Origin of the sequence: Streptomyces sp. NPDC021356, assembly GCF_040641015.1 — a bacterium.
Taxonomy (GTDB): Bacteria; Actinomycetota; Actinomycetes; order Streptomycetales; family Streptomycetaceae; genus Streptomyces.
This window is the reverse complement of record NZ_JBFACU010000002.1, coordinates 57,266-76,172: the sequence shown is the minus strand read 5'-3', so window position 1 is coordinate 76,172 and position 18,907 is coordinate 57,266. Positions and strand designations below refer to the sequence as shown.

Sequence of the window (18,907 nt, the reverse complement as noted above, 5' to 3'; positions counted from 1 at the left end):
TCACGACGTCCGGCACCTCTCCACGAAGCGACGGGCGACACCGGGCGCGGCGGCCCAGTGCGTGTGCACGTAACTCGCGTGCACGGTGTCCTGCACGAACCCCTCGACCCGCCGGACGGGCGTCCGCAGCCCCCAGGCGGGGGCGGCGCCGGCGCCCGGTTCCACGACCGTCCGGTGGAACTCGTGCCCCCGCATCCGCTGCCCGGCCTGCGCGAGCACACTGTCACTCACGGCCACGGCGTCCCGGTAGCCCAGAGTCAGCCGCCCGCTCATCCGCGCGGAGGCGTCCAGCACCCCGCACATCGGCTTCCCGTCCAGCTCCCGGCACAGGTACAGCAGCCCGGCGCACTCGGCCGCGACCGGGCCACCGGCGCGCGCGAGGTCGCCGACGGCCTCGCGCAGCGGTTCGTTGGCGGACAGCTCGGCGGCGTAGACCTCCGGGAACCCGCCCCCGATGACCAGACCGCGGGTCCCCTCGGGCAGTTCCTCGTCCCGCAGCGGATCGAAGGGGACGACGTCGGCACCGGCGGCGGACAGCAGCTCCGTGTGCTCGGCGTAGGAGAACGTGAAGGCGGGCCCGCCGGCGACGGCGACCCTCACCGGTGTCCCCTGACCGGCGTCTGTCAGCCCGTCCTGGGGGCACCCCCCGCTCGAAGAGTGGGGGAGAACCTGAGGACGGGGCCGTCCGGGCCGAAGCGGGGCTCCGGGGGCGCCGGCCCCCGGGTCCGGGGCGGGAAGGGGCGCCGGGGGCGAGACCCCCACCACCTCGGCCGCGTCCCAGGCCGCACCCGACAACGTCCCCGCGCTCCCCGCCAGCGCCACCAGCGCGGCGACATCGCACCCCGCCTCCACCTGCGCCGCCATCGCCGCGACCGCCTCCACCGCGGCGCCCCGCCGCTCGGCGACCGGCACAAGTCCCAGGTGCCGCGACGGCGTGTCCACCTGCGGCGCCCGCCGCAGCACCCCCAGCACCGGAACCCCGACCGACTCCAGCGCCTCCCGCACCAGCGCCTCGTGCCGGTCCGAGGCGACCTTGTTCACGATCACGCCGCCGATCCGCACCTGCGGGTCCCACGACACGAACCCGTGCACCAGCGCCGCCACCGACCGCGACTGGGAGGAGGCGTCGACCACGAGCACCACCGGCGCCCGCAGCAGCTTCGCCACCTGCGCGGTGGAGGCCAGCTCGCCCTGCCCCGCCGCCCCGTCGAACAGCCCCATGACGCCTTCGACGACGGCGATGTCGCACCCGCGCGCGCCGTGCAGGAACAACGGCCCGACCAGGTCCGGCCCGCACAGGTAGGCGTCCAGGTTGCGCCCCACCCGCCCGGTGGCGAGCGAGTGGTACCCCGGGTCGATGTAGTCCGGGCCGACCTTGTGCGGGGACACGGCGAGCCCCCGCCGGGCCAGCGCGGCCATCAGCCCCGTGGCGACGGTGGTCTTGCCGCTGCCCGAGGCGGGCGCGGCGACGACCAGCCGGGGCACGGCGGCGGGGGAGGGCGCCGGCCGGGGCGCGGACGGCGAGGAGGAGGTCACCACGGCGTCACCACTCGATGCCCCTCTGGCCCTTCTGCCCCGCGTCCATCGGGTGCTTGACCTTGGACATGTCGGTGACGAGGTCGGCGAAGTCGACCAGTTCCTGGGGCGCGTTCCGCCCGGTGATCACCACGTGCTGGGTCCCCGGCCGGTCGCGCAGCACCTGCACGACCTCGGCGGTGTCGATCCAGCCCCAGTGCAGCGGGTAGGCGAACTCGTCGAGCACGTACAGCCGGTACGTCTCGGCGGCCAGGTCCCGCTTGACCTGCTCCCAGCCCTCGCGGGCCTTGGCCTCGTTGGTCGAGTTGTCACCCTGGATGTCCCGCTGGACCCAGGACCAGCCCTCGCCCATCTTGTTCCACACGACGCTGCCGCCCTCGCCCGAGTCGCCGAGCACGCGCAGCGCCCGCTCCTCGCCGACCCGCCACTTCGCCGACTTGACGAACTGGAACACCCCGATCGGCCAGCCCTGGTTCCAGGCGCGCAGCGCAAGCCCGAACGCGGCGGTCGACTTGCCCTTGCCGACGCCCGTGTGCACGAGCACCAGCGCCCGGTTGCGGCGCTGACGGGTCGTCAGTCCGTCGTCCGGTACGACACTCGGCTGTCCCTGCGGCATTACGCGGCCCTCCTCGAAGTCCCCTGCACATCCCGTACCAGTCCGGCGATGCTGTCGGCGCGCAGCTCGTCCAGCGTCACCGCCGTACCGCCCAGTTCACCGGCGAGCCGCCCGGCCAGGCCCAGGCGCACCGGCCCCGACTCGCAGTCCACGACCACACACGCCGTCCCCTCGGCGGCGAACAGCCGCGCCGCCCGCTCCGCGAGCGCGACCGGCTCCGGGCCCCCGGTGGCCCGCCCGTCGGTCACGACGACCACCAGCGCCCGCCGCGCCGGGTCCCGCAGCCGCTCCACGCGCAGCACGTCGTGCGCCCGCAGCAGCCCGGCCGCCAGCGGTGTACGCCCGCCGGTGGGCAGCGACTCCAGCCGCACCGCCGCCGCGTCCACGGACGAGGTGGGGGGCAGCGCGAGGTCCGCCGCGGTCCCCCGGAAGGTCACCAGCCCCACCTTGTCCCGCCGCTGATAGGCGTCCAGCAGCAGGGACAGCACGGCGCCCTTCACCGCGCTCATCCGCTGCCGCGCCGCCATCGACCCGGAGGCGTCCACCACGAACAGCACGAGGTTCCCCTCGCGGCCCTCCCGGGTCGCCTGCCGCAGGTCGTCCCGCCGCACCACCAGCCCCGGACCGGACCGGCCCCGCGCCCGCTGGTGCGGTGCGGCCGCCCGCACCGTCGCCGCCAGGTGCAGCTTGGTCAGCGTGCCGCGCGGGCGCCGCGCGCCGGTCGTCCGCCCGTGCTCGGTCCGCGCCCGCGACCGCCGCCCGGCCGCGCCCTCGCCGAGGCCCGGAACACTGAGCACCTTGGTGCGGAACGGCTCCGCGGCCCGTACCGCGGACTGCTCGCCCGCGCCGGCCCCGGACGGCTGCGGCCGACCGCCGCTCTCCTCGTCCTCGGGCCGCCCGGCGTCCTCGTCCCGCAGGGCGCCGCTCCCGTCCTGCGGGGCACCGTCGTCGGGTGCGGGCTGCCCGCCTCCTCCACCGGGCCCGTCCGTGCCGGGGCCGTCGTCATGGGGGCCGTCGTCGTGCGGATCGTCGTCCTCCGGTCCGCCGCCGAACTCCCGGAGGGTGTCGTCGAGTTTGTCCTCGTCGAGTCCGGGGGCGTCGAAGGGGTTGCGGCGCCGCCGGTGCGGCAGCGCGAGCAGCGCCGCCTGCCGCACGTCCTCGGCGAGCACGTCCGTGCGTCCCGCCCACGCGGCCAGCGCGGTCGCCGTACGCGCCATCACGATGTCGGCGCGCATGCCGTCCACCTCGAAGGCGGCGCAGGTCGCCGCGATCTGCGTGAGCGCCCCGTCGCCGAGCCGCACCTGCGCAAGCAGCTCCCGCGCGGCCACGATCCGCGCCCGTACGCCGGCCTCGTCGTCGGCCCAGCGCGCGGCGAAGGCGGCCGGATCGTCGTCGTACGCCAGCCGCCTGCGCACGACCTCCACGCGCTGCTCCGGCTCGCGCGAGGCGGCCACCTCGACGGTCAGCCCGAACCGGTCGAGCAACTGCGGGCGCAGCTCGCCCTCCTCGGGGTTCATGGTCCCCACCAGCAGGAAGCGCGCGGCGTGCCGTACGGAGACGCCCTCGCGCTCGACGTAGGAGGCACCCATGGCGGCGGCGTCCAGCAGCAGGTCGACGAGGTGGTCGTGGAGGAGGTTGACCTCGTCGACGTAGAGGATCCCCCGGTGGGCGTCGGCGAGGAGCCCCGGCTCGAACGCCTTCACGCCCTCCGCCAGCGCCCGTTCGATGTCCAGCGCACCGACCAGCCGGTCCTCGGACGCCCCCACGGGCAGCTCGACCATCCGCGCCGGCCGCGTCTCGAACGCCCCCGGCTCGTGCGGCCCGTCCGGGCAGCCGGGGTCGGGAGCGTCCGGGTCGCAGGAGAAACGGCACCCGGCGACGACGTCCACCGCGGGCAGCAGCGCCGACAGCGCCCGCACGGCGGTGGACTTCGCGGTGCCCTTCTCACCGCGCACCAGCACCCCGCCGACCGCCGGGGAGACGGCGTTCAGCAGCAGCGCCAGCCGCAGGTCGTCCTGACCCACGACGGCCGTGAACGGAAACGCGGTACTCACTTCTCCTCGCCCTCCAAGTCGCCCTCGAGCTCCGTTCCCGGCGTCGGAGACGTACTCCGCGCCGAGCTTCTCGTACATCCGGTCGCCGGCCACGCCCGCCGGGGCGTCGTGGCCGGACAGGTGGTCCGCGGTCGGCGCGGTCTCCCGGGCACCCTCGCGGCCGTGCCGCCGCACGGCCGCCGACCGGCGCGGGCCGGCCACCCCGCACGCGGGACGGGGTGTGTCCGGCAGGAGGTACCCGAGGCGCGGGCCGCCGGCAGGCCGGTGCCGGCGGTCGCCGACGGCGGCACCGTGCTCATGCGGGTGCCCCCGGCGGGATGAACGGCAGTCCGCGCGGCGCGCCCGACTCGATGAGCCGCCACAGCGCGTCCGTGTCCGCGTGCTCCTCGACCAGATCGCCGAGCCGGTCCAGCTGCTCCTCGCGCAGCGCGGCGAACGACGTGCCGGGCGCGGGCACGAAACGACGGCCCGCGGCCGAGGCGACCTCCCGCAGGAACGCCCGCCGGAAACCGTCCGACTCCAGCGAACCGTGCCAGTGCGTGCCCCAGACGGGCCCCACCCGGCAACCGTCCAGGAACGCCTCACCGCCGGTGACTTCGGCGACCCCGTGGTGGATCTCGTACCCCTCGACCCGCTCGCCGAGGGCCTCGCCCACCGGCCGGGCGAGGGTCTTGCCGGCGGCGAACCGGACCCGTACCGGCAGCAGGCCGAGCCCGTCGACGTGCCCGCGACGGCTCTCGACCTCGTCCTCGATGTGCTCGCCGAGCACCTGGAAGCCGCCGCAGATCCCGAGCACCGGCCGCCCCTCGGCCGCCCTGCGCCGCAGCGTGCCGGCGAGGCCCCGCTCCCGCAGCCAGTCCAGCGCCCGTACGGTGCCCCGGGTGCCCGGGACCACCACGAGGTCGGCGTCGGCCAGCTCCTCGGGCCGGTCCACGAACCGCACGACCACGCCCGGTTCGGCGGCCAGCGCGTCCACGTCGGTGAAGTTCGACATCAGGGGGAGGGCGCAGACGGCGACCCGCAGCACGTCCTCACCGACCGGCGGCGCGACCGCGGACTCCCGTACGGCGCCCCGCAGTGACACCCTCAGGCCGTCCTCCTCGTCGATGCCGAGCCCGTGCCGGAAGGGCAGCACCCCGTACGTCCGCCGGCCGGTGAGCCCGCGCAGCATGTCGATGCCGGGCTCCAGCAGCGAGACGTCACCCCGGAACTTGTTGACCAGGAACCCGGCGACCAGCTCCTGGTCCGCCGGGGCCAGCAGGGCGACGGTACCGAAGAAGGAGGCGAAGACACCGCCGCGGTCGATGTCGCCGACGACGACCACGGGCAGCCCGGCGCCCCGTGCGATCCCCATGTTGACGATGTCGGTCCGGCGCAGGTTGATCTCGGCCGGGCTGCCCGCCCCCTCGCAGATCACCGCGTCGTAGGCGTCCCGCAGCTCGGTCAGGCAGTCCAGGACGGTCCCCAGCAACTGCCGCTGGCGTCCGCCGTGGTAGCCGCGGGCGCTCATCTCGCCCACCGGCCGGCCCAGCAGCACGATCTGGCTGCTCTGCTCGCCGCCCGGCTTGAGCAGCACCGGGTTCATCAGCGCGGTCGGCTCGATCCGGCAGGCCTGCGCCTGCATGGCCTGCGCCCGCCCGATCTCGGCGCCCTCCCGCGTGACGAACGAGTTGAGGGACATGTTCTGCGCCTTGAACGGCGCCACTTTGACGCCCTGTCGCACCAGCCACCGGCAGATCCCGGCGGTCACGACGCTCTTCCCGGCGTCGGAGGTGGTCCCGGCGACGAGCAGACCGCCGCCCCGACCGCTGCTCATGACGTACGTCCCTTCGTCAGACGGTTGCACAGCAGCTTCGCGGCGGCGCACGTGCCGAGCGCGAGCCAGCTCACGCGCCGTGAGAGCCGTACGGCCCGGTCGACGTCGCCCACCTGGACGGCGCGCCCTCGGCCGTTGAGCACCGGCCGGTGCTCCACCCGCCCCCCGTACGACAACGTGCCGCCCAGGCGCACACCGAGCGCCCCCGCGAAGGACGCCTCCACCGGCCCCGCGTTGGGACTCGGATGCCGGGCGGCGTCGGCGCGCCAGGCCCGTACGGCCCCCCGCGGGTCGCCCCCTGCCACGGTGGCCAGGACAGCGGTCAGCCGGGCACCGGGCCAGCCCGCCACGTCGTCGAGCCGGGCGGAGGCCCACCCGTAGCGCCGGTACCGCGGTGACTTGTGACCGACCATGGCGTCCAGGGTGTTGACGGCCCGGAAGCCGAGGAGGCCCGGCACGCCCGCGAGGGCGCCCCAGGTGAGCGCACCCACCACCGCGTCCGAGGTGTTCTCGGCGACCGACTCGACGACCGCGCGGGCGATCCCGTCGGCGTCCAGGGCCTGCGGATCGCGCCCGCACAGGTGCGGCAGCCGCGCCCGGGCGGCCTCGACGTCACCCGACCTGAGCGCCCGCCCGATGGCGCCCGCCTCGCGGGCGAGCGAAGTACCGCCGACGACGGCCCAGGTGGCGGCGCCGGTCAGCAGGACGGAGCCGGTGGGGGAGGAGCGGACGGCGCGGGCCGCGGCGGCCCCCAGTGCGACGGCGCCACCGGCGCACACTGCGGTGTGGAGCGCGCCCCGTCCGCGGTGGTCCCGCCACAGCACACGTTCCACGGCGCCCGCGGCCCGCCCGAACACGGCGACCGGATGCCCACGGCGGGGATCGCCGAGGAGCAGGTCACCGAGGAGGCCGGCGGCGGCACCGTACGCGAAGACGCGATCGGCACCCACTGGGTCAGCCGGCCGCGGGGTCGGTCAGGAAGTCGCTGATGAACCTCGGTCGGCAGCCGCGCATGGCGATGGGTCCTCACTCAGGGTGTCCGCGCCCTGGTTCGACGAGACCGGCGGAGAGAGTTCCTGGCTCCCGGGGGTGTTCGTCCCCGGTGACAGTGGCGGGACCGCGCCGGATTCGCACCGGCTTCCTCTTCTGCCGCCGTACATGGCCCCGGAAGTCCACCACGCCTCCGGAACAGCCGTCAACTTGCCGTTGACCTGCGGTGGGGTGGTGTGCCGAGGCTCATAGCCCTGACACACGGTCAGTGACTTGAAACGGCTGCTTTCGGCCTCTTTCCGCGCGGTGAAGCGAGGAAGACGCCTCTCGGTTGAGCTCCCGAAGGCGAGCCGAATGCGGCAAAAACCCCCGTAAGCGCCCCAGAAGGGCTTACGGGGGTTGGTGCAGAAGGTGCGAGGCGTGACCACGCGCCCCCTGTGGCCAGGGCGTTTCCTCTCGTCAGCCCAGAATCGTTGTCAGCCCAGAATCAGGGAGATTCCGTAGGCGACGGCTGCCGCACACAGGGCGAAACACGCATACGCGCCGGCGGTCGCGGCCGCGGCCGAATCGCCGCGGGTCGACGCCGCCTCCCGGCGGGACAGGCCCGCGATGCCGAGGGTGAACAGGGCCACCAGGCCGACGGTGACCACGAGGCTGACGCCGAAGACGGAGCCGAGGGCTGCCCAGTCGATCTTCATGTCGAAGCTGCTTTCTCGATGCTCGATAACCGGGTGGAGGGGCGGGCGTCAGACCGCCGCGGCGGGCGGGGACGCCGCCGTCGCCGGGCTCGCGGGAGGCGCCGGCACCGCGCCGAGCGCGGACGCCGGAGCGGGGATGGTGGCCGTCAGGCCGTCCGGCACAGGTGCCGCCGGAGGCGGGGAGACGGCGGCGATCGCCTGGGTCACCACACCGGCCGGCTCCTCGGCCGCGGTCGCGCCCGTGGCGGGCGTGGCCGGGGCGACGTTCGTGTGGTCGACGACCTGGCGGCGGGAGATCTTCCAGATCGCTGCGCTCGCGGCCACCAGGAACACGGCGACGAGCGCGGTGCCCCAGTCACCGAGGCCGGTGACGGCCTCCGCGCCCGCGCCGACCACCGCCGCGGCCGGCAGGGTGAGCACCCAGGCGACGGCCATGCGGCCCGCGGTGGACCAGCGGACCACGCCGCCCTTGCGGCCGAGGCCCGCGCCCATCACCGAGCCCGACACCACATGGGTGGTGGAGAGCGAGAAGCCCAGGTGGGAGGAGGCCAGGATGGCCGCCGCCGCACTGGTCTGGGCGGCGAAGCCCTGCTGCGGCTGGAGGTCGGTCAGGCCGGTGCCCATGGTGCGGATGATGCGCCAGCCGCCGATGTAGGTGCCCAGCGCGATGGCGAGGCCCGCGGAGAGGATGACCCAGGTGGGAGGGTTGGAGCCGGGGGCGATGGCGCCGCCGGCGATCAGGGCGAGGGTGATGATGCCCATCGTCTTCTGCGCGTCGTTGGTGCCGTGCGCCAGCGAGACGAGCCCGGCAGAGGCGATCTGTCCGACCCGGTGGCCCTTCTCGGCCGCCTTGCCCTCCGTCTTCCGGCCGATCGTGTACGACAGCCGGGTCGCGGCCACCGCGGCGACGCCCGCCACGACGGGGGCGGCGACCGCCGGGAGCATGACCTTGGTGATCAGGACGTCGCCGTGCACGGCGCCGACGCCGGCCGAGGCGATGGTGGCGCCGATCAGACCGCCCAGGAGGGCGTGGGAGGAGCTGGACGGGAGTCCGACCAGCCAGGTCAGCAGATTCCAGAGGATCGCTCCGACCAGTGCGGCGAAGATGACCTCGGGGCGGATGCCGGTCTCGTCGACGAGACCCTTGGAGATCGTGTTGGCGACCTCGACGGAGAGGAACGCGCCCACCAGGTTGAGCACGGCGGACATGGCCACCGCGACCTTGGGCTTGAGTGCGCCGGTGGAGATGGTGGTGGCCATCGCGTTGGCGGTGTCGTGGAAACCGTTCGTGAAATCGAACGCGAGTGCGGTAACCACCACAATCGCGAGGATCAGCGAGAAGCTTTCCATTTACCCAGGCAATCGTTCGAGCGTCATTGGCTCGTCGAACGTAGGTAACCCGGGTGAACGGAAGATGAACTGGGACGGTCGCGGCGGTGTCCGGTTCTCCTGGCTTCCCTCCCGTCCGCGGGCCGGGCGGCCCGGCGCTCCGGCAGACGGCTGGCAGGATCGCCGCATGGCCGAACAGCAGCGGGACACAGGAAACACGAGGGACGCGCGGGAGCCGCGGGAAGCACAGGCGGTGCGCGGGCCGCAGGGGTCACGCGGGTCCCGTGAGCCCTCCGAGTGGTCCCATGAGCCCCCTGAGCGCCAGGAGTCACACGAGCCCCGAGCGCCACGCGAGCCCCGGGAAGACGAGCGCCGCGCGTGGCGCGACCTGGTGGCCACCGCCCGCCGCACCGTGGCGGACGGACTGGTCGTCGGCACCTCCGGCAACGTGTCCGTGCGAGTGGGGGACACCGTCCTGGTCACGCCGTCGGGCGTCCCGTACGACCGGCTCACGCCGGACGACGTGACCGGCGTCGGCCTCGACGGCCGGCAGGTGCTCGGCACCCTGCTGCCGACCAGCGAGCTGCCCATGCACCTCGCCGTCCACCGCTCCACCTCCGCAGGCGCAGTCGTCCACACCCACGCCGTGCACGCCACGGCCGTCTCCACGCTCGTCCCCGAACTGCCGCTGATCCACTACATGGCCGGCGCCCTCGGCGGCCCGGTGCGCGTGGCCCCCTACGCGACCTACGGCACCGAGGAACTGGCCGCGCACGTGCTGCGCGCCCTCGCCGACCGCTCCGGCTGCCTGCTGCGGAACCACGGCACCCTCACCCACGGCGCCACCCTCGACCAGGCGTACGACCGCACCGCCCAGCTGGAGTGGATGTGCCGCCTGTGGCTGACCGCCTCCTCGGTCCCCGGCCTGACCCCCTCCCTGCTCTCCCCGGAAGAGCTGGCACGGGCGGAGGAACGGCTGCGCGGATACGGCCGGCCGGAGCTCCGGCCGGAAGCCTGACGACCGCGGCAGGGATGAAGGCCGCCGTTTCTGGAACTCGCACGGGCATGTCACCCCGACCGTTCCTTCCGCTGGCCGGTGACCCGGTACGCCAGGACACTGGACCCGTGCGCACAGTCAAAGCGACGGCCGCGGCCGTCACCGCGGCCCTGGCGGCCGGCGCGGCGAGCGTCGCCGCCGGCCGGCTCGCCAGCGACGCCGCGCTCAAGGCACCTCCTGGCCGGCCCCTGCCCACCGAGCCCCGGCTCACCGTGCACGGCACGGCCGCCGGGCAGATCACCCTCACCCGGGACCTGGCCTCGCTGCGCCCGGGCACCTACGGCCTGGCCGGCGACGGCTCCCACGCCGTCGTCGGTCCCGTCCTGCAAGGCGCCCCGCACCTGCCGGACACCGTCGTACGCCGCCTGGAACGCGTCACCCACGGGCTGCTGCACCCCCGCGACCGGGTCTGGCTGACGCCCAACCTGTACGTCGGCGACCCCGGCTCCGCCCTCGGCCTCGACCACGCCGACATCGACGTACCCGGCGAACTCGGCCCGCTGCCCGCCTGGTTCGTGCCCGGCGTCCGCGAGACCTGGGTGATCACCGTGCACGGCCTGGGCGCCACCCGCGAACACCCCCTGAACATCATGAAGTTCCTGCACCGCAGACACTTCCCGGTGCTGGACGTCACCTACCGCGGCGACCTCGGCGCCCCCCGCCCGGCGGACGGCCTGAACCACCTCGGCGAGACCGAGTGGCGCGACCTGGACGCCGCGATCCGCTATGCCGTCGACCACGGCGCCCAGCGCGTCGTCCTGCACGGCTGGTCCATCGGCGCCACGATGGCGCTGCGCGCGGCCCTCCACTCGGAGCTGCGCGACCGCGTCTCCGGGCTGATCATGGACTCGCCCGTGCTCGACTGGGAGGCGACCCTGCGTGCCCTGGCCAGGGCACGGCACACCCCGGGCCCCCTGCTGCCGCTCGCGGTGCGCGCCGCCCAGGGACGCACGGGCCTGTACGCCGACCGGCTCGCCGACACCACCGACCCGGCGCGGCTCACCGCCCCCACGCTGATCTTCCACGGGCCGGGCGACGAGGTGGCGCCCTGGCGCTTCTCCCGCCGCCTGGCCGAGCGCCGCCCCAACCTCATCGCCCTCCACACGGTCCGCGAGGCCCCCCACGGCGCCATGTGGAACGCCGACCCCAAGGGCTACGAGGAAGCCCTGCGCCGCTTCCTGACCCCCTTGATGTGAACCCCGGAGGGCCGGGAAGCCCCGGCCCTCCGCCGGGGCACCGGGTGGGAGCACGGCGGGCCGACGCCGCCCCGACTCCTACCGGGCCCCGGGCCGGAGGCGGCCGCCGACGGCGCCCTGCGGCGTCCGGAGGCGTCGCCCTGACGAGGGCGCCCGGTTGCCGCCCCCGGCCGCTCCGGCACCGTCGGTCCCCGGGCGCGTCGGGCGCCCCGACCGTCCCGCACGCCCGCGGCGGCCCAGGCCGACCGGACGTCCTCAGGCCCCCGCCGCCACCCTGCCGCGAGGGCCGTGCCGAAGGTTCCGGTTCTGCTCGCGGGGACGGCCTGTTCCCCCGGGTGCCGACGCCCTTCCGGGCGCCTGCCTTGGCCTTCTCCATTGCCCGCCGTGACATTCCGTTTGGGTTTTCGGACCGTCAACCGGAAGACTGCACCCGTGACGTCCCGTATCCCGCGCGACTCCAGGCTTCGACTCGTCCGCCCGCGACCCCTGGCCGCCGCCCCCCGAGCCGTGAACCAGCGGCGCTCGCGCCGCCCCGCCCCGCGCCCCCCGGAGGGCACCCCGGCACCCGCGGAGCTGGCCAGAATGGCGCGCTCCGGCCTGGCCGGGGCGGCCCGCGTCGCCCGCTGGGCCGACGCCGCCCTCGGGCCCGGCCGGGCCGGCGCGACCGCCGACGGCAAGGCCACCCTCTCCGCCGGCACCGCCCGACAGGCGGCGGACGACCTGGGCCTGACCTCCGCTCAGGTCCGCGCCGAGTGGGACACCGCCCGCCTCGCCGGACTCATCGAGGTGCACGGCGGCAACGCCCGCCCCGGCTGGCGGCTGCGGGCCTGGGACCGCGACGACAGCGCGGTGCTGCGCGGCTGGGTCGCCCTCTTCGACGCCTGGTCGCTCGCCTGCCCGGAACCCGACGGGCACGAAGCCGCCGCGGTCGCCGAGGTCGTCTCGGCCATGCCGCAGGTGCTCTCCTTCCTCCAGCTCTCCGCGGGCCCCGTCCCCGTCGCGCAGCTCCTCGACCTCCTGGAACAGCGCGTCACCGAGCTGCGCACCGAACGTTGCGAGGTCCCCTACGACCCGCACCTCGAACCCGCCCGGCCCCTGACCTCCGCGCCGGACACCGGGGCCGGGACCCCGCCGCACACCGCGCCGTCCGAGGCCGCGCGGTCCGCCCCGCCGGCCCCCCTCGCCCCGCTGCTCGACTGGGCGCTGGGGGCCCTCGCCTCCGTCGGCGCGCTCACCTACGGCGACGGGCAGGCCACGCTCACCCCGCTGGGCAGCTGGGCGGTCTGGGTCAAGCTGGAGCAGATCTGCGTCGCCGCCCAGAGCCCCGCCGGCAACATCGAGCAGGCGGCCGAGGACATGCTGCGCGGCTGCGCCCAGCTGCGCCCCAACGCGGCCCGCGCCGAGTACCGGGCCTGGCTCGCCGCACGCCCCGTGGGCAGCGCCATCACCGAGCTGCTCGGCGCCGCCCGCGGCGAGGACGCCCTGCTGCGCGGCCTCGCCTTCGAGGCGCTGCGGGTGGTCGGCGCCCCTGCCGAGCCCGAGGTGCGGGCCGTGCTGGACGAGCCCGCCCTGCGCCCGTACGCCCTGCTGTGGCTGGCCGAGCACGACGGCGTCGACCCGGAGGACGCCCACGAGGTCCTCACCCGGGAGGAGGCCACGTGGCTGTGGGTGGACACCGCCGCCGCCGTCGCCGATCACGGTGAGTCCCCGATGCTGGTGCGGCACCTGGAGTCGGCGCTGCAGCCAACCGTCCCCGCCCTGCTGGACGAGGTGCGCTCGGTGGGGCACCCCCGCACCGTGCAGGTGCTGGTCGCCCTCGCCGCCGCGCACCCCGACCCCGCCCTCGCCAAGGCCGTCCGCAGGGCCGCCTTCCAGGTGCACACCGGCGGCAGCTAGCGCCGACGGAGGCGGCACCCGCGTGCCGGCAGCCCTCCGGCCCGGGGGCTCAGCCCTCCGTCCGCGGCGCGTACGTGCCGAAGCTCCAGACGTTGCCCTCGGCGTCCCGGGCCATGTAGTCCCGGGAGCCGTACTCCTGGTCCGTCGGGGGCATCAGGATCTCCGCGCCGTGGTCCACCGCCCGCTGGTGGTGGCCGTCCACGTCGTCCACCACGACGTAGACCCCCACCGGCCCGCAGCCGCGCATCGCCTCGTCGAAGCGGCCGCCGTGCCCCTTGGAACCGAGCATCACCGCGCCGTTGCCCTGCACCAGCTCGGCGTGGTGCACGAGGCCGTCCTCGCCCTCGTACACGGACAGCTCGGTGAAACCGAAGGCCTCGGTGAGCTGCTCGACGGCGGCCTTCGCGTCCGCGTACAGCAGCGTCGGGTAGATGCTCGGGCGTCCGCCGGCCGTGTCTGCCATGCCGATCACTCCCTCGTGACTCGTGCTCGCCCGGGAAGTCCGGTGCGCCGACCAGTCTGGCACCGGCCACCGACAATGCCCCGGCGCGAGCGTCGCGCCCCCTCGCAAACACCCGGGAAAACTGCTTGCACACCCCCGTTAGACTGTTTCCCATGGCCATTCTCCTCGCGCATTAGACGGCGGGAACGTCCTCAGCCGCCCAAACCCGCCCCGACCTGCCCTGGAGTCTGTCCGTGATCTCCGCTTCCGGCATCGAGCTGCGCGCCGGTGCCCGCATCCTCATCGAGAACGCCACCTTCCGCGTCGCCAAGGGCGACCGCATCGGGCTCGTCGGCCGCAACGGCGCGGGCAAGACGACGCTCACCAAGTGCCTCGCGGGCGAGGGCATCCCCGCCGCGGGCACCATCACCCGTTCCGGTGAGGTCGGCTACCTCCCGCAGGACCCCCGCACCGGCGACCTCGACGTGCTCGCCCGCGACCGCGTCCTCTCCGCCCGCGGCCTGGACGTCCTGATCCGCAAGATGCGGGAGAACGAGCAGCGCATCGCCACCGGCAAGGGCTCCACCCGCGACAAGGCGATGAAGCAGTACGAGCGCCAGGAGACGGAGTTCCTCACCAAGGGCGGCTACGCCGCCGAGGCCGAGGCCGCCACGATCGCTGCCGCGCTCAACCTGCCCGACCGGGTGCTCGGCCAGCCCCTGCACACCCTCTCCGGCGGTCAGCGCCGCCGGATCGAGCTGGCGCGGATCCTCTTCTCCGACGCCGACACGCTGCTGCTCGACGAGCCGACCAACCACCTCGACGCGGACTCGATCATCTGGCTGCGCGACTACCTGAAGAGCTACCGCGGCGGCTTCATCGTGATCTCCCACGACGTCGACCTGGTCGAGACGGTCGTCAACAAGGTGTTCTACCTGGACGCCAACCGCTCCCAGATCGACGTGTACAACATGGGCTGGAAGCTGTACCAGCAGCAGCGCGAGGCCGACGAGAAGCGCCGCAAGCGCGAGCGTGCCAACGCCGAGAAGAAGGCCGCCGCGCTCAACTCCCAGGCCGACAAGATGCGCGCCAAGGCCACCAAGACCGTCGCCGCGCAGAACATGGCCCGCCGTGCCGAGAAGCTGCTGTCCGGCCTGGAGGAGGTCCGCCGGGAGGACAAGGTCGCCCGGCTCCGCTTCCCCGAGCCCTCGCCCTGCGGCAAGACCCCGCTGATGGCCGAGGGCCTGTCGAAGTCGTACGGCTCGCTGGAGATCTTCACCGACGTCGACCTGGCCATCGACAAGGGCTCCCGGGTCGTCATCCTCGGCCTCAACGGCGCGGGCAAGACCACCCTGCTGCGTCTGCTCGGCGGCGTGGAGGAGCCCGACACCGGCCAGGTCGTCCCCGGGCACGGCCTCAAGCTCGGCTACTACGCGCAGGAGCACGAGACCCTGGACCCGGGCCGCACCGTCCTGGAGAACATGCGTTCGGCGGCCCCCGACATGGACCTCGTCGAGGTCCGCAAGGTGCTCGGCTCCTTCCTGTTCTCCGGCGACGACGTCGACAAGCCGGCCGGCGTCCTCTCCGGCGGCGAGAAGACCCGGCTGGCACTGGCCACCCTGGTCGTGTCGTCCGCCAACGTCCTGCTGCTCGACGAGCCCACCAACAACCTCGACCCGGCCAGCCGCGAGGAGATCCTCGGTGCGCTGCGCACCTACAAGGGCGCCGTCGTCCTCGTCACGCACGACGAGGGCGCGGTCGAGGCGCTGCAGCCGGAGCGCATCATCCTGCTGCCCGACGGCGTCGAGGACCTGTGGGGCGCGGGCTACGCGGACCTCGTCGCCCTCGCCTGACCCCGGCCGAGGCTCTGCCACCGAGGTCGGGGCCGCGACCGGGAGCCCGGTCGACGGCGTATGGATCATTCGGCCCATCGGTGATCCATCATCTGCGTGAGATCTCCTCGTATCGGGGTGTGTCCTCCCCGGTTTTTCCGGCCGAGCCCTTATGCACCAAGGGCTCGGCCGTCGTGCGTCCCTGACCTGGCACTTCGCGGAACAACCCGTTCGGCCGTACGGACGACAGGGCGCGGAATTCGAGATTCCGCATGTGGGGACGCGCTCCTGTCGTCACAACCCTGTCTCACGGACCTTGCCGAATGGGTGGCCATGAGGCCCCGGAGGGGTGATCATGAGGGGACCAGAGCGCACTTCCCATGAGGAGGCACGGGTGGCCGAGACTCTGAAGAAGGGCAGCCGGGTGACCGGCGCCGCGCGCGACAAGCTCGCGGCAGACCTGAAGAAGAAGTACGACGCCGGTGCGAGCATTCGGGCGTTGGCCGAGGAAACCGGCCGCTCGTATGGCTTCGTGCACCGGATGCTCAGCGAGTCGGGCGTCACGCTCCGTGGGCGTGGCGGCGCGACCCGGGGCAAGAAGGCCGCATCGGCCTGACCGACCGCGGGCGGTCCATCGGCTTCGATGGTGGCCACCCGGTCGGCTGACCGGTCGGCCGGGTGGTTACTGTGCAGTCACTTACGGATTCCCGTACGCCTTCGTACAGCAGTGCAGCGGTACAGCAGTGCGAAAGTACGGCGTCCAGGCTGACCGCACCCACCGGAGGCGCACCATGGCTTCGCCCGGAAACGAGCACAACCTCGAACCGGTACTCGACACATCAGTACTCGACACAGTTCTCGCCAAGGACGGCGTACGGCTCACCGTGGACGGCGCGGTCGCCACGGTGACGCTGACCAACCCGGCCAAGCGCAACGCGCAGAGCCCCGCTCTGTGGCGGGCGCTCACCGAGGCCGGTCGGCTGCTGCCGGGCTCCGTCCGCGTCGTGCTGCTGCGCGCCGAGGGGAAGTCGTTCTCCGCCGGGCTCGACCGGCAGGCGTTCACGCCCGAAGGCTTCGACGGCGAGCCGTCCTTCCTCGACCTGGCACGCGGCGGCGACGCCGAGCTGGACGCGGCCATCGCCGAGTACCAGGAGGCGTTCACCTGGTGGCGGCGCGGTGACGTCGTGTCCGTGGCCGCCGTGCAGGGCCACGCCATCGGCGCCGGCTTCCAGCTGGCGCTCGCCTGTGACCTGCGCGTCGTCGCGGACGACGTGCAGTTCGCCATGCGCGAGACCAGCCTCGGCCTGGTACCCGACCTCACCGGCACGCACCCGCTGGTGGGCCTGGTCGGCTACGGCCGCGCGCTGGAGATCTGCGCCACGGGCCGCTTCGTCACCGCCGGGGAGGCGGTCGCCACCGGGCTGGCCAACCTCGCCGTGCCCCGGGACGAGCTGGACGCCGCCGCGGCCGACCTCGCCTCGGCGGTCCTCGCCGCGCCCCGTAGCGCGGTCATCGAGACCAAGGCCCTGCTCCAGGGCGCCCAGGGGCGCTCGTACGAGGAGCAGCGCGCCGCCGAACGGCAGGCCCAGGCCCGCCGCCTGCGGGACCTGGCCGGCCTCGGCGAATAGCCCACCCGGCACCCGCGGCACCCGTCGGCGTCTCCGCCGCCGCCCGGCCGACAGCCCGTCGTGGCCGCCGTGGCCGCTGTGCCTGCCGTGGTCACGAGGGCGACGGCGGGCAGGCGGCCGGGCGGGCGCCTGCCGGGTCAGAAGCCGTGCCGGAAACCACCGTCCACGGGCAGCATGACGCCCGTCAGGTAGGACGCGGCCGGGGAGAGGAGGAAGGCCGCCGCACGCCCGAACTCCTCCGGGGTGCCGTACCTGCGCAGCGGGATGCGGGACTCGTTCGCGGCCCGCGTCGCCGCCGGGTCCGCCGACAGACCGTCCAGCTCGCGCACGCGGTCCGTGTCGATCCGGGCGGGCAGCAGGCCGACGACCCGGATGCCGCGCGGGCCCAGCTCGTCCGCGAGGGACTTGGCGAACCCCGCGAGACCGGGCCGCAGACCGTTGGAGATGGTCAGCCCGGCGATCGGCTCGTGCACCGAACCGGAGAGCACGAAGGCGATGACACCGCCCTCCTCCAGCTCCGCCGCCGCTGCCCGGGCCAGCCGCACCGCGCCCAGGAACACCGACTCGAACGCCGCCTGCCACTGCTCGTCCGTGTTGTCCGCGACGAAGCCCGGCGGCGGACCGCCGACGCTGACGAGAACGCCGTCGAAGCCGCCGAAGTGCTCGCGCGCGGCGGCGATCAGCTGTGCGGCGGCCTCGGGGTCCGCGTTGGCCACGGCCACGCCGACGGCGTTCGGGCCCAGCTCGGCCGCCGCGTCGGCGGTCCGCTTCTCGTCGCGTCCGGTGACGACCACCTTCGCCCCGTCCGCGACCAGCTCACGTGCGGCGGCGTGGCCCAGCCCGCGGGTGGCCCCGGTGACGACGTACACCCGGTCCTTCAGTCCAAGATCCATGGCCCTATCCTGCCCGCTGGCCTCGAACAGGGCGAGGGCCGGGACCTCGGCTACACCGCGGCGGGTTCCGATTCCTCCCGCACGGCTTCCCTGGCCGTGCCTGTCCGGTCCCGCAGCTCGCGCCGGGCCAGGATCAGCCAGCCCACCGGGATGCACGCCGCGAACAGCCACCACTGGACGGCGTACGGCAGGTTGACGTCCGCGTTGCCGATCCAGCTGGTGTCCCCCTGGGGCGCGGGGATCAGCTCGGGGCTGCCGCTCTTGGGCGCCGGGGTGAGCAGGTCGGCGTAGCCGCCGAGCACCGCCTTGGCCGAGGCGTCGCCCGAGTCACGCAGCAGTGTGCCCACCTGCTCGCTGTCGATCAGCATGATCTGGCGGTCCGGCAGTCCCTTCACGTTCTTGATGCCGCTGGCCGCCGTCGTCTGGTTCTGCATCAGCCGGCCGGTGATCGTGAGTTCGCCCTGGGCGGGGGCCGGGATCCGCGGGAAGGCGGTCTGCGAGTCGGGTGAGGGGATCCAGCCGCGGTTGACGAGGAGCACCTTGCCGTCGTCCAGGACGAACGGGGTCAGGACGTGGTAGCCGACCTTGTCGTCGGCACTCGTGCGCCGGCGCACGACCAGTTCGTGCGCCGCGTCGAAGTGCCCTTTCGCCGTCACCGTGCGGTAGATGTCCTCGTGCGCGACCGAGCCGCCGACCGAGGTCAGCGTCTCGACGGGCACCGGCTTCGCCGCCTGCGAAGCGGCGATCACCTTGTTCAGCGCCTGCCGGTGATCGTGACGGTGCAACTGCCAGAAGCCCAGCCAGATCATCGTCGGGATCAGTGCGATCGCGATGATCGTCAGGATCACCCACTGGCGGGTCAACAGGAAGCGGTACACCCCACGACGGTACCTTCCGGGCCACCGGGCGATTCCGGCAGGGGTG

At 74.2% G+C, this 18,907-nt stretch carries 16 protein-coding genes and 1 riboswitch; of the genes, 6 read left to right on the top strand and 10 right to left on the bottom strand.

What is annotated here, in order from left to right; genetic code table 11:
* The 7 genes from AB0G56_RS02500 to AB0G56_RS02470 form a co-directional block, all read right to left on the bottom strand.
* Entirely contained in the window at positions 1-1,536 is a 1,536-nt protein-coding gene (locus AB0G56_RS02500) for a cobyrinate a,c-diamide synthase (protein WP_360963273.1), read from the bottom strand.
* 7 nt (positions 1,537-1,543) lie between these two features.
* Positions 1,544-2,152, bottom strand: a complete 609-nt coding sequence (cobO, locus tag AB0G56_RS02495; RefSeq protein WP_360962433.1) for a cob(I)yrinic acid a,c-diamide adenosyltransferase — start codon at positions 2,150-2,152, stop codon at positions 1,544-1,546.
* Complete coding sequence (locus AB0G56_RS02490) at positions 2,152-4,206, bottom strand: putative cobaltochelatase (RefSeq protein WP_360962430.1); 2,055 nt, start codon at positions 4,204-4,206, stop codon at positions 2,152-2,154. The genes cobO and AB0G56_RS02490 overlap by 1 nt, the downstream gene beginning before the upstream one ends.
* Positions 4,207-4,501: 295 nt before the next feature.
* A complete protein-coding gene (locus tag AB0G56_RS02485; RefSeq protein ID WP_360962427.1) occupies positions 4,502-6,022 on the bottom strand; it encodes a cobyric acid synthase in 1,521 nt (506 codons plus the stop codon).
* Positions 6,019-6,972, bottom strand: a complete 954-nt coding sequence (locus tag AB0G56_RS02480; protein ID WP_360962424.1) for a cobalamin biosynthesis protein — start codon at positions 6,970-6,972, stop codon at positions 6,019-6,021. The genes AB0G56_RS02485 and AB0G56_RS02480 overlap by 4 nt, the downstream gene beginning before the upstream one ends.
* 97 nt (positions 6,973-7,069) lie before the next feature.
* A riboswitch (cobalamin riboswitch) is annotated at positions 7,070-7,214 on the bottom strand.
* 274 nt (positions 7,215-7,488) lie between these two features.
* Complete coding sequence (locus tag AB0G56_RS02475) at positions 7,489-7,710, bottom strand: hypothetical protein (protein ID WP_360962421.1); 222 nt, start codon at positions 7,708-7,710, stop codon at positions 7,489-7,491.
* 48 nt (positions 7,711-7,758) lie between these two features.
* Positions 7,759-9,060: an inorganic phosphate transporter gene (locus AB0G56_RS02470; RefSeq protein WP_360962418.1), complete on the bottom strand. Its 1,302-nt coding sequence runs from the start codon at positions 9,058-9,060 to the stop codon at positions 7,759-7,761.
* Positions 9,061-9,226: 166 nt separating this feature from the next.
* On the opposite strand from AB0G56_RS02470, the gene AB0G56_RS02465 reads away from it, so the two are divergent.
* From AB0G56_RS02465 to AB0G56_RS02455, 3 genes are all read left to right on the top strand, one after another.
* Entirely contained in the window at positions 9,227-10,057 is an 831-nt protein-coding gene (locus AB0G56_RS02465; protein WP_360962415.1) for a class II aldolase/adducin family protein, read from the top strand.
* A gap of 107 nt (positions 10,058-10,164) precedes the next feature.
* A complete protein-coding gene (locus AB0G56_RS02460) occupies positions 10,165-11,292 on the top strand; it encodes an alpha/beta fold hydrolase (protein WP_360962412.1) in 1,128 nt (375 codons plus the stop codon).
* 432 nt (positions 11,293-11,724) lie between these two features.
* A complete protein-coding gene (locus tag AB0G56_RS02455; RefSeq protein ID WP_360962410.1) occupies positions 11,725-13,188 on the top strand; it encodes a hypothetical protein in 1,464 nt (487 codons plus the stop codon).
* A 49-nt stretch (positions 13,189-13,237) separates the two neighbouring features.
* On the opposite strand, the gene AB0G56_RS02450 is transcribed toward AB0G56_RS02455, so the two are convergent.
* Positions 13,238-13,651, bottom strand: coding sequence for a VOC family protein (locus AB0G56_RS02450; RefSeq protein ID WP_360962407.1), 414 nt, complete (start codon positions 13,649-13,651; stop codon positions 13,238-13,240).
* 233 nt (positions 13,652-13,884) lie between these two features.
* Here AB0G56_RS02450 and abc-f point away from each other — a divergent pair, with 233 nt between their 5' ends.
* The 3 genes from abc-f to AB0G56_RS02435 all read left to right on the top strand — a co-directional run bounded on the left by abc-f (position 13,885) and on the right by AB0G56_RS02435 (position 17,090).
* Entirely contained in the window at positions 13,885-15,483 is a 1,599-nt protein-coding gene (gene abc-f, locus AB0G56_RS02445; RefSeq protein WP_360962404.1) for a ribosomal protection-like ABC-F family protein, read from the top strand.
* Between the two features lie 373 nt (positions 15,484-15,856).
* The gene (locus AB0G56_RS02440) at positions 15,857-16,078 is read left to right on the top strand and encodes a helix-turn-helix domain-containing protein (protein WP_018567695.1); all 222 of its coding nucleotides are present in this window, start codon (positions 15,857-15,859) and stop codon (positions 16,076-16,078) included.
* Positions 16,079-16,253: 175 nt separating this feature from the next.
* Positions 16,254-17,090 (top strand): enoyl-CoA hydratase/isomerase family protein, encoded by an 837-nt coding sequence (locus tag AB0G56_RS02435; protein WP_360962401.1) that lies wholly within the window; start codon positions 16,254-16,256, stop codon positions 17,088-17,090.
* A gap of 137 nt (positions 17,091-17,227) precedes the next feature.
* Here the strand turns inward: AB0G56_RS02435 and AB0G56_RS02430 are convergent, their stop codons facing one another.
* Positions 17,228-17,983, bottom strand: coding sequence for an SDR family oxidoreductase (locus AB0G56_RS02430; protein WP_360962398.1), 756 nt, complete (start codon positions 17,981-17,983; stop codon positions 17,228-17,230).
* A gap of 50 nt (positions 17,984-18,033) precedes the next feature.
* Complete coding sequence (locus tag AB0G56_RS02425) at positions 18,034-18,861, bottom strand: SURF1 family protein (RefSeq protein WP_360962395.1); 828 nt, start codon at positions 18,859-18,861, stop codon at positions 18,034-18,036.
* Between the last annotated feature and the right edge of the window lie 46 nt (positions 18,862-18,907).

What these genes read in the sequence shown, in the direction of transcription:
- AB0G56_RS02475 (WP_360962421.1), bottom strand. Translation starts at nt 7,710, where the DNA reads ATGAAGATCGACTGGGCAGCCCTCGGCTCCGTCTTCGGCGTCAGCCTC.
- cobO (WP_360962433.1), bottom strand. Translation starts at nt 2,152, where the DNA reads ATGCCGCAGGGACAGCCGAGTGTCGTACCGGACGACGGACTGACGACC.
- AB0G56_RS02465 (WP_360962415.1), top strand. Translation starts at nt 9,227, where the DNA reads ATGGCCGAACAGCAGCGGGACACAGGAAACACGAGGGACGCGCGGGAG.
- AB0G56_RS02430 (WP_360962398.1), bottom strand. Translation starts at nt 17,983, where the DNA reads ATGGATCTTGGACTGAAGGACCGGGTGTACGTCGTCACCGGGGCCACC.
- AB0G56_RS02435 (WP_360962401.1), top strand. Translation starts at nt 16,254, where the DNA reads ATGGCTTCGCCCGGAAACGAGCACAACCTCGAACCGGTACTCGACACA.
- AB0G56_RS02485 (WP_360962427.1), bottom strand. Translation starts at nt 6,022, where the DNA reads ATGAGCAGCGGTCGGGGCGGCGGTCTGCTCGTCGCCGGGACCACCTCC.
- AB0G56_RS02470 (WP_360962418.1), bottom strand. Translation starts at nt 9,060, where the DNA reads ATGGAAAGCTTCTCGCTGATCCTCGCGATTGTGGTGGTTACCGCACTC.
- AB0G56_RS02450 (WP_360962407.1), bottom strand. Translation starts at nt 13,651, where the DNA reads ATGGCAGACACGGCCGGCGGACGCCCGAGCATCTACCCGACGCTGCTG.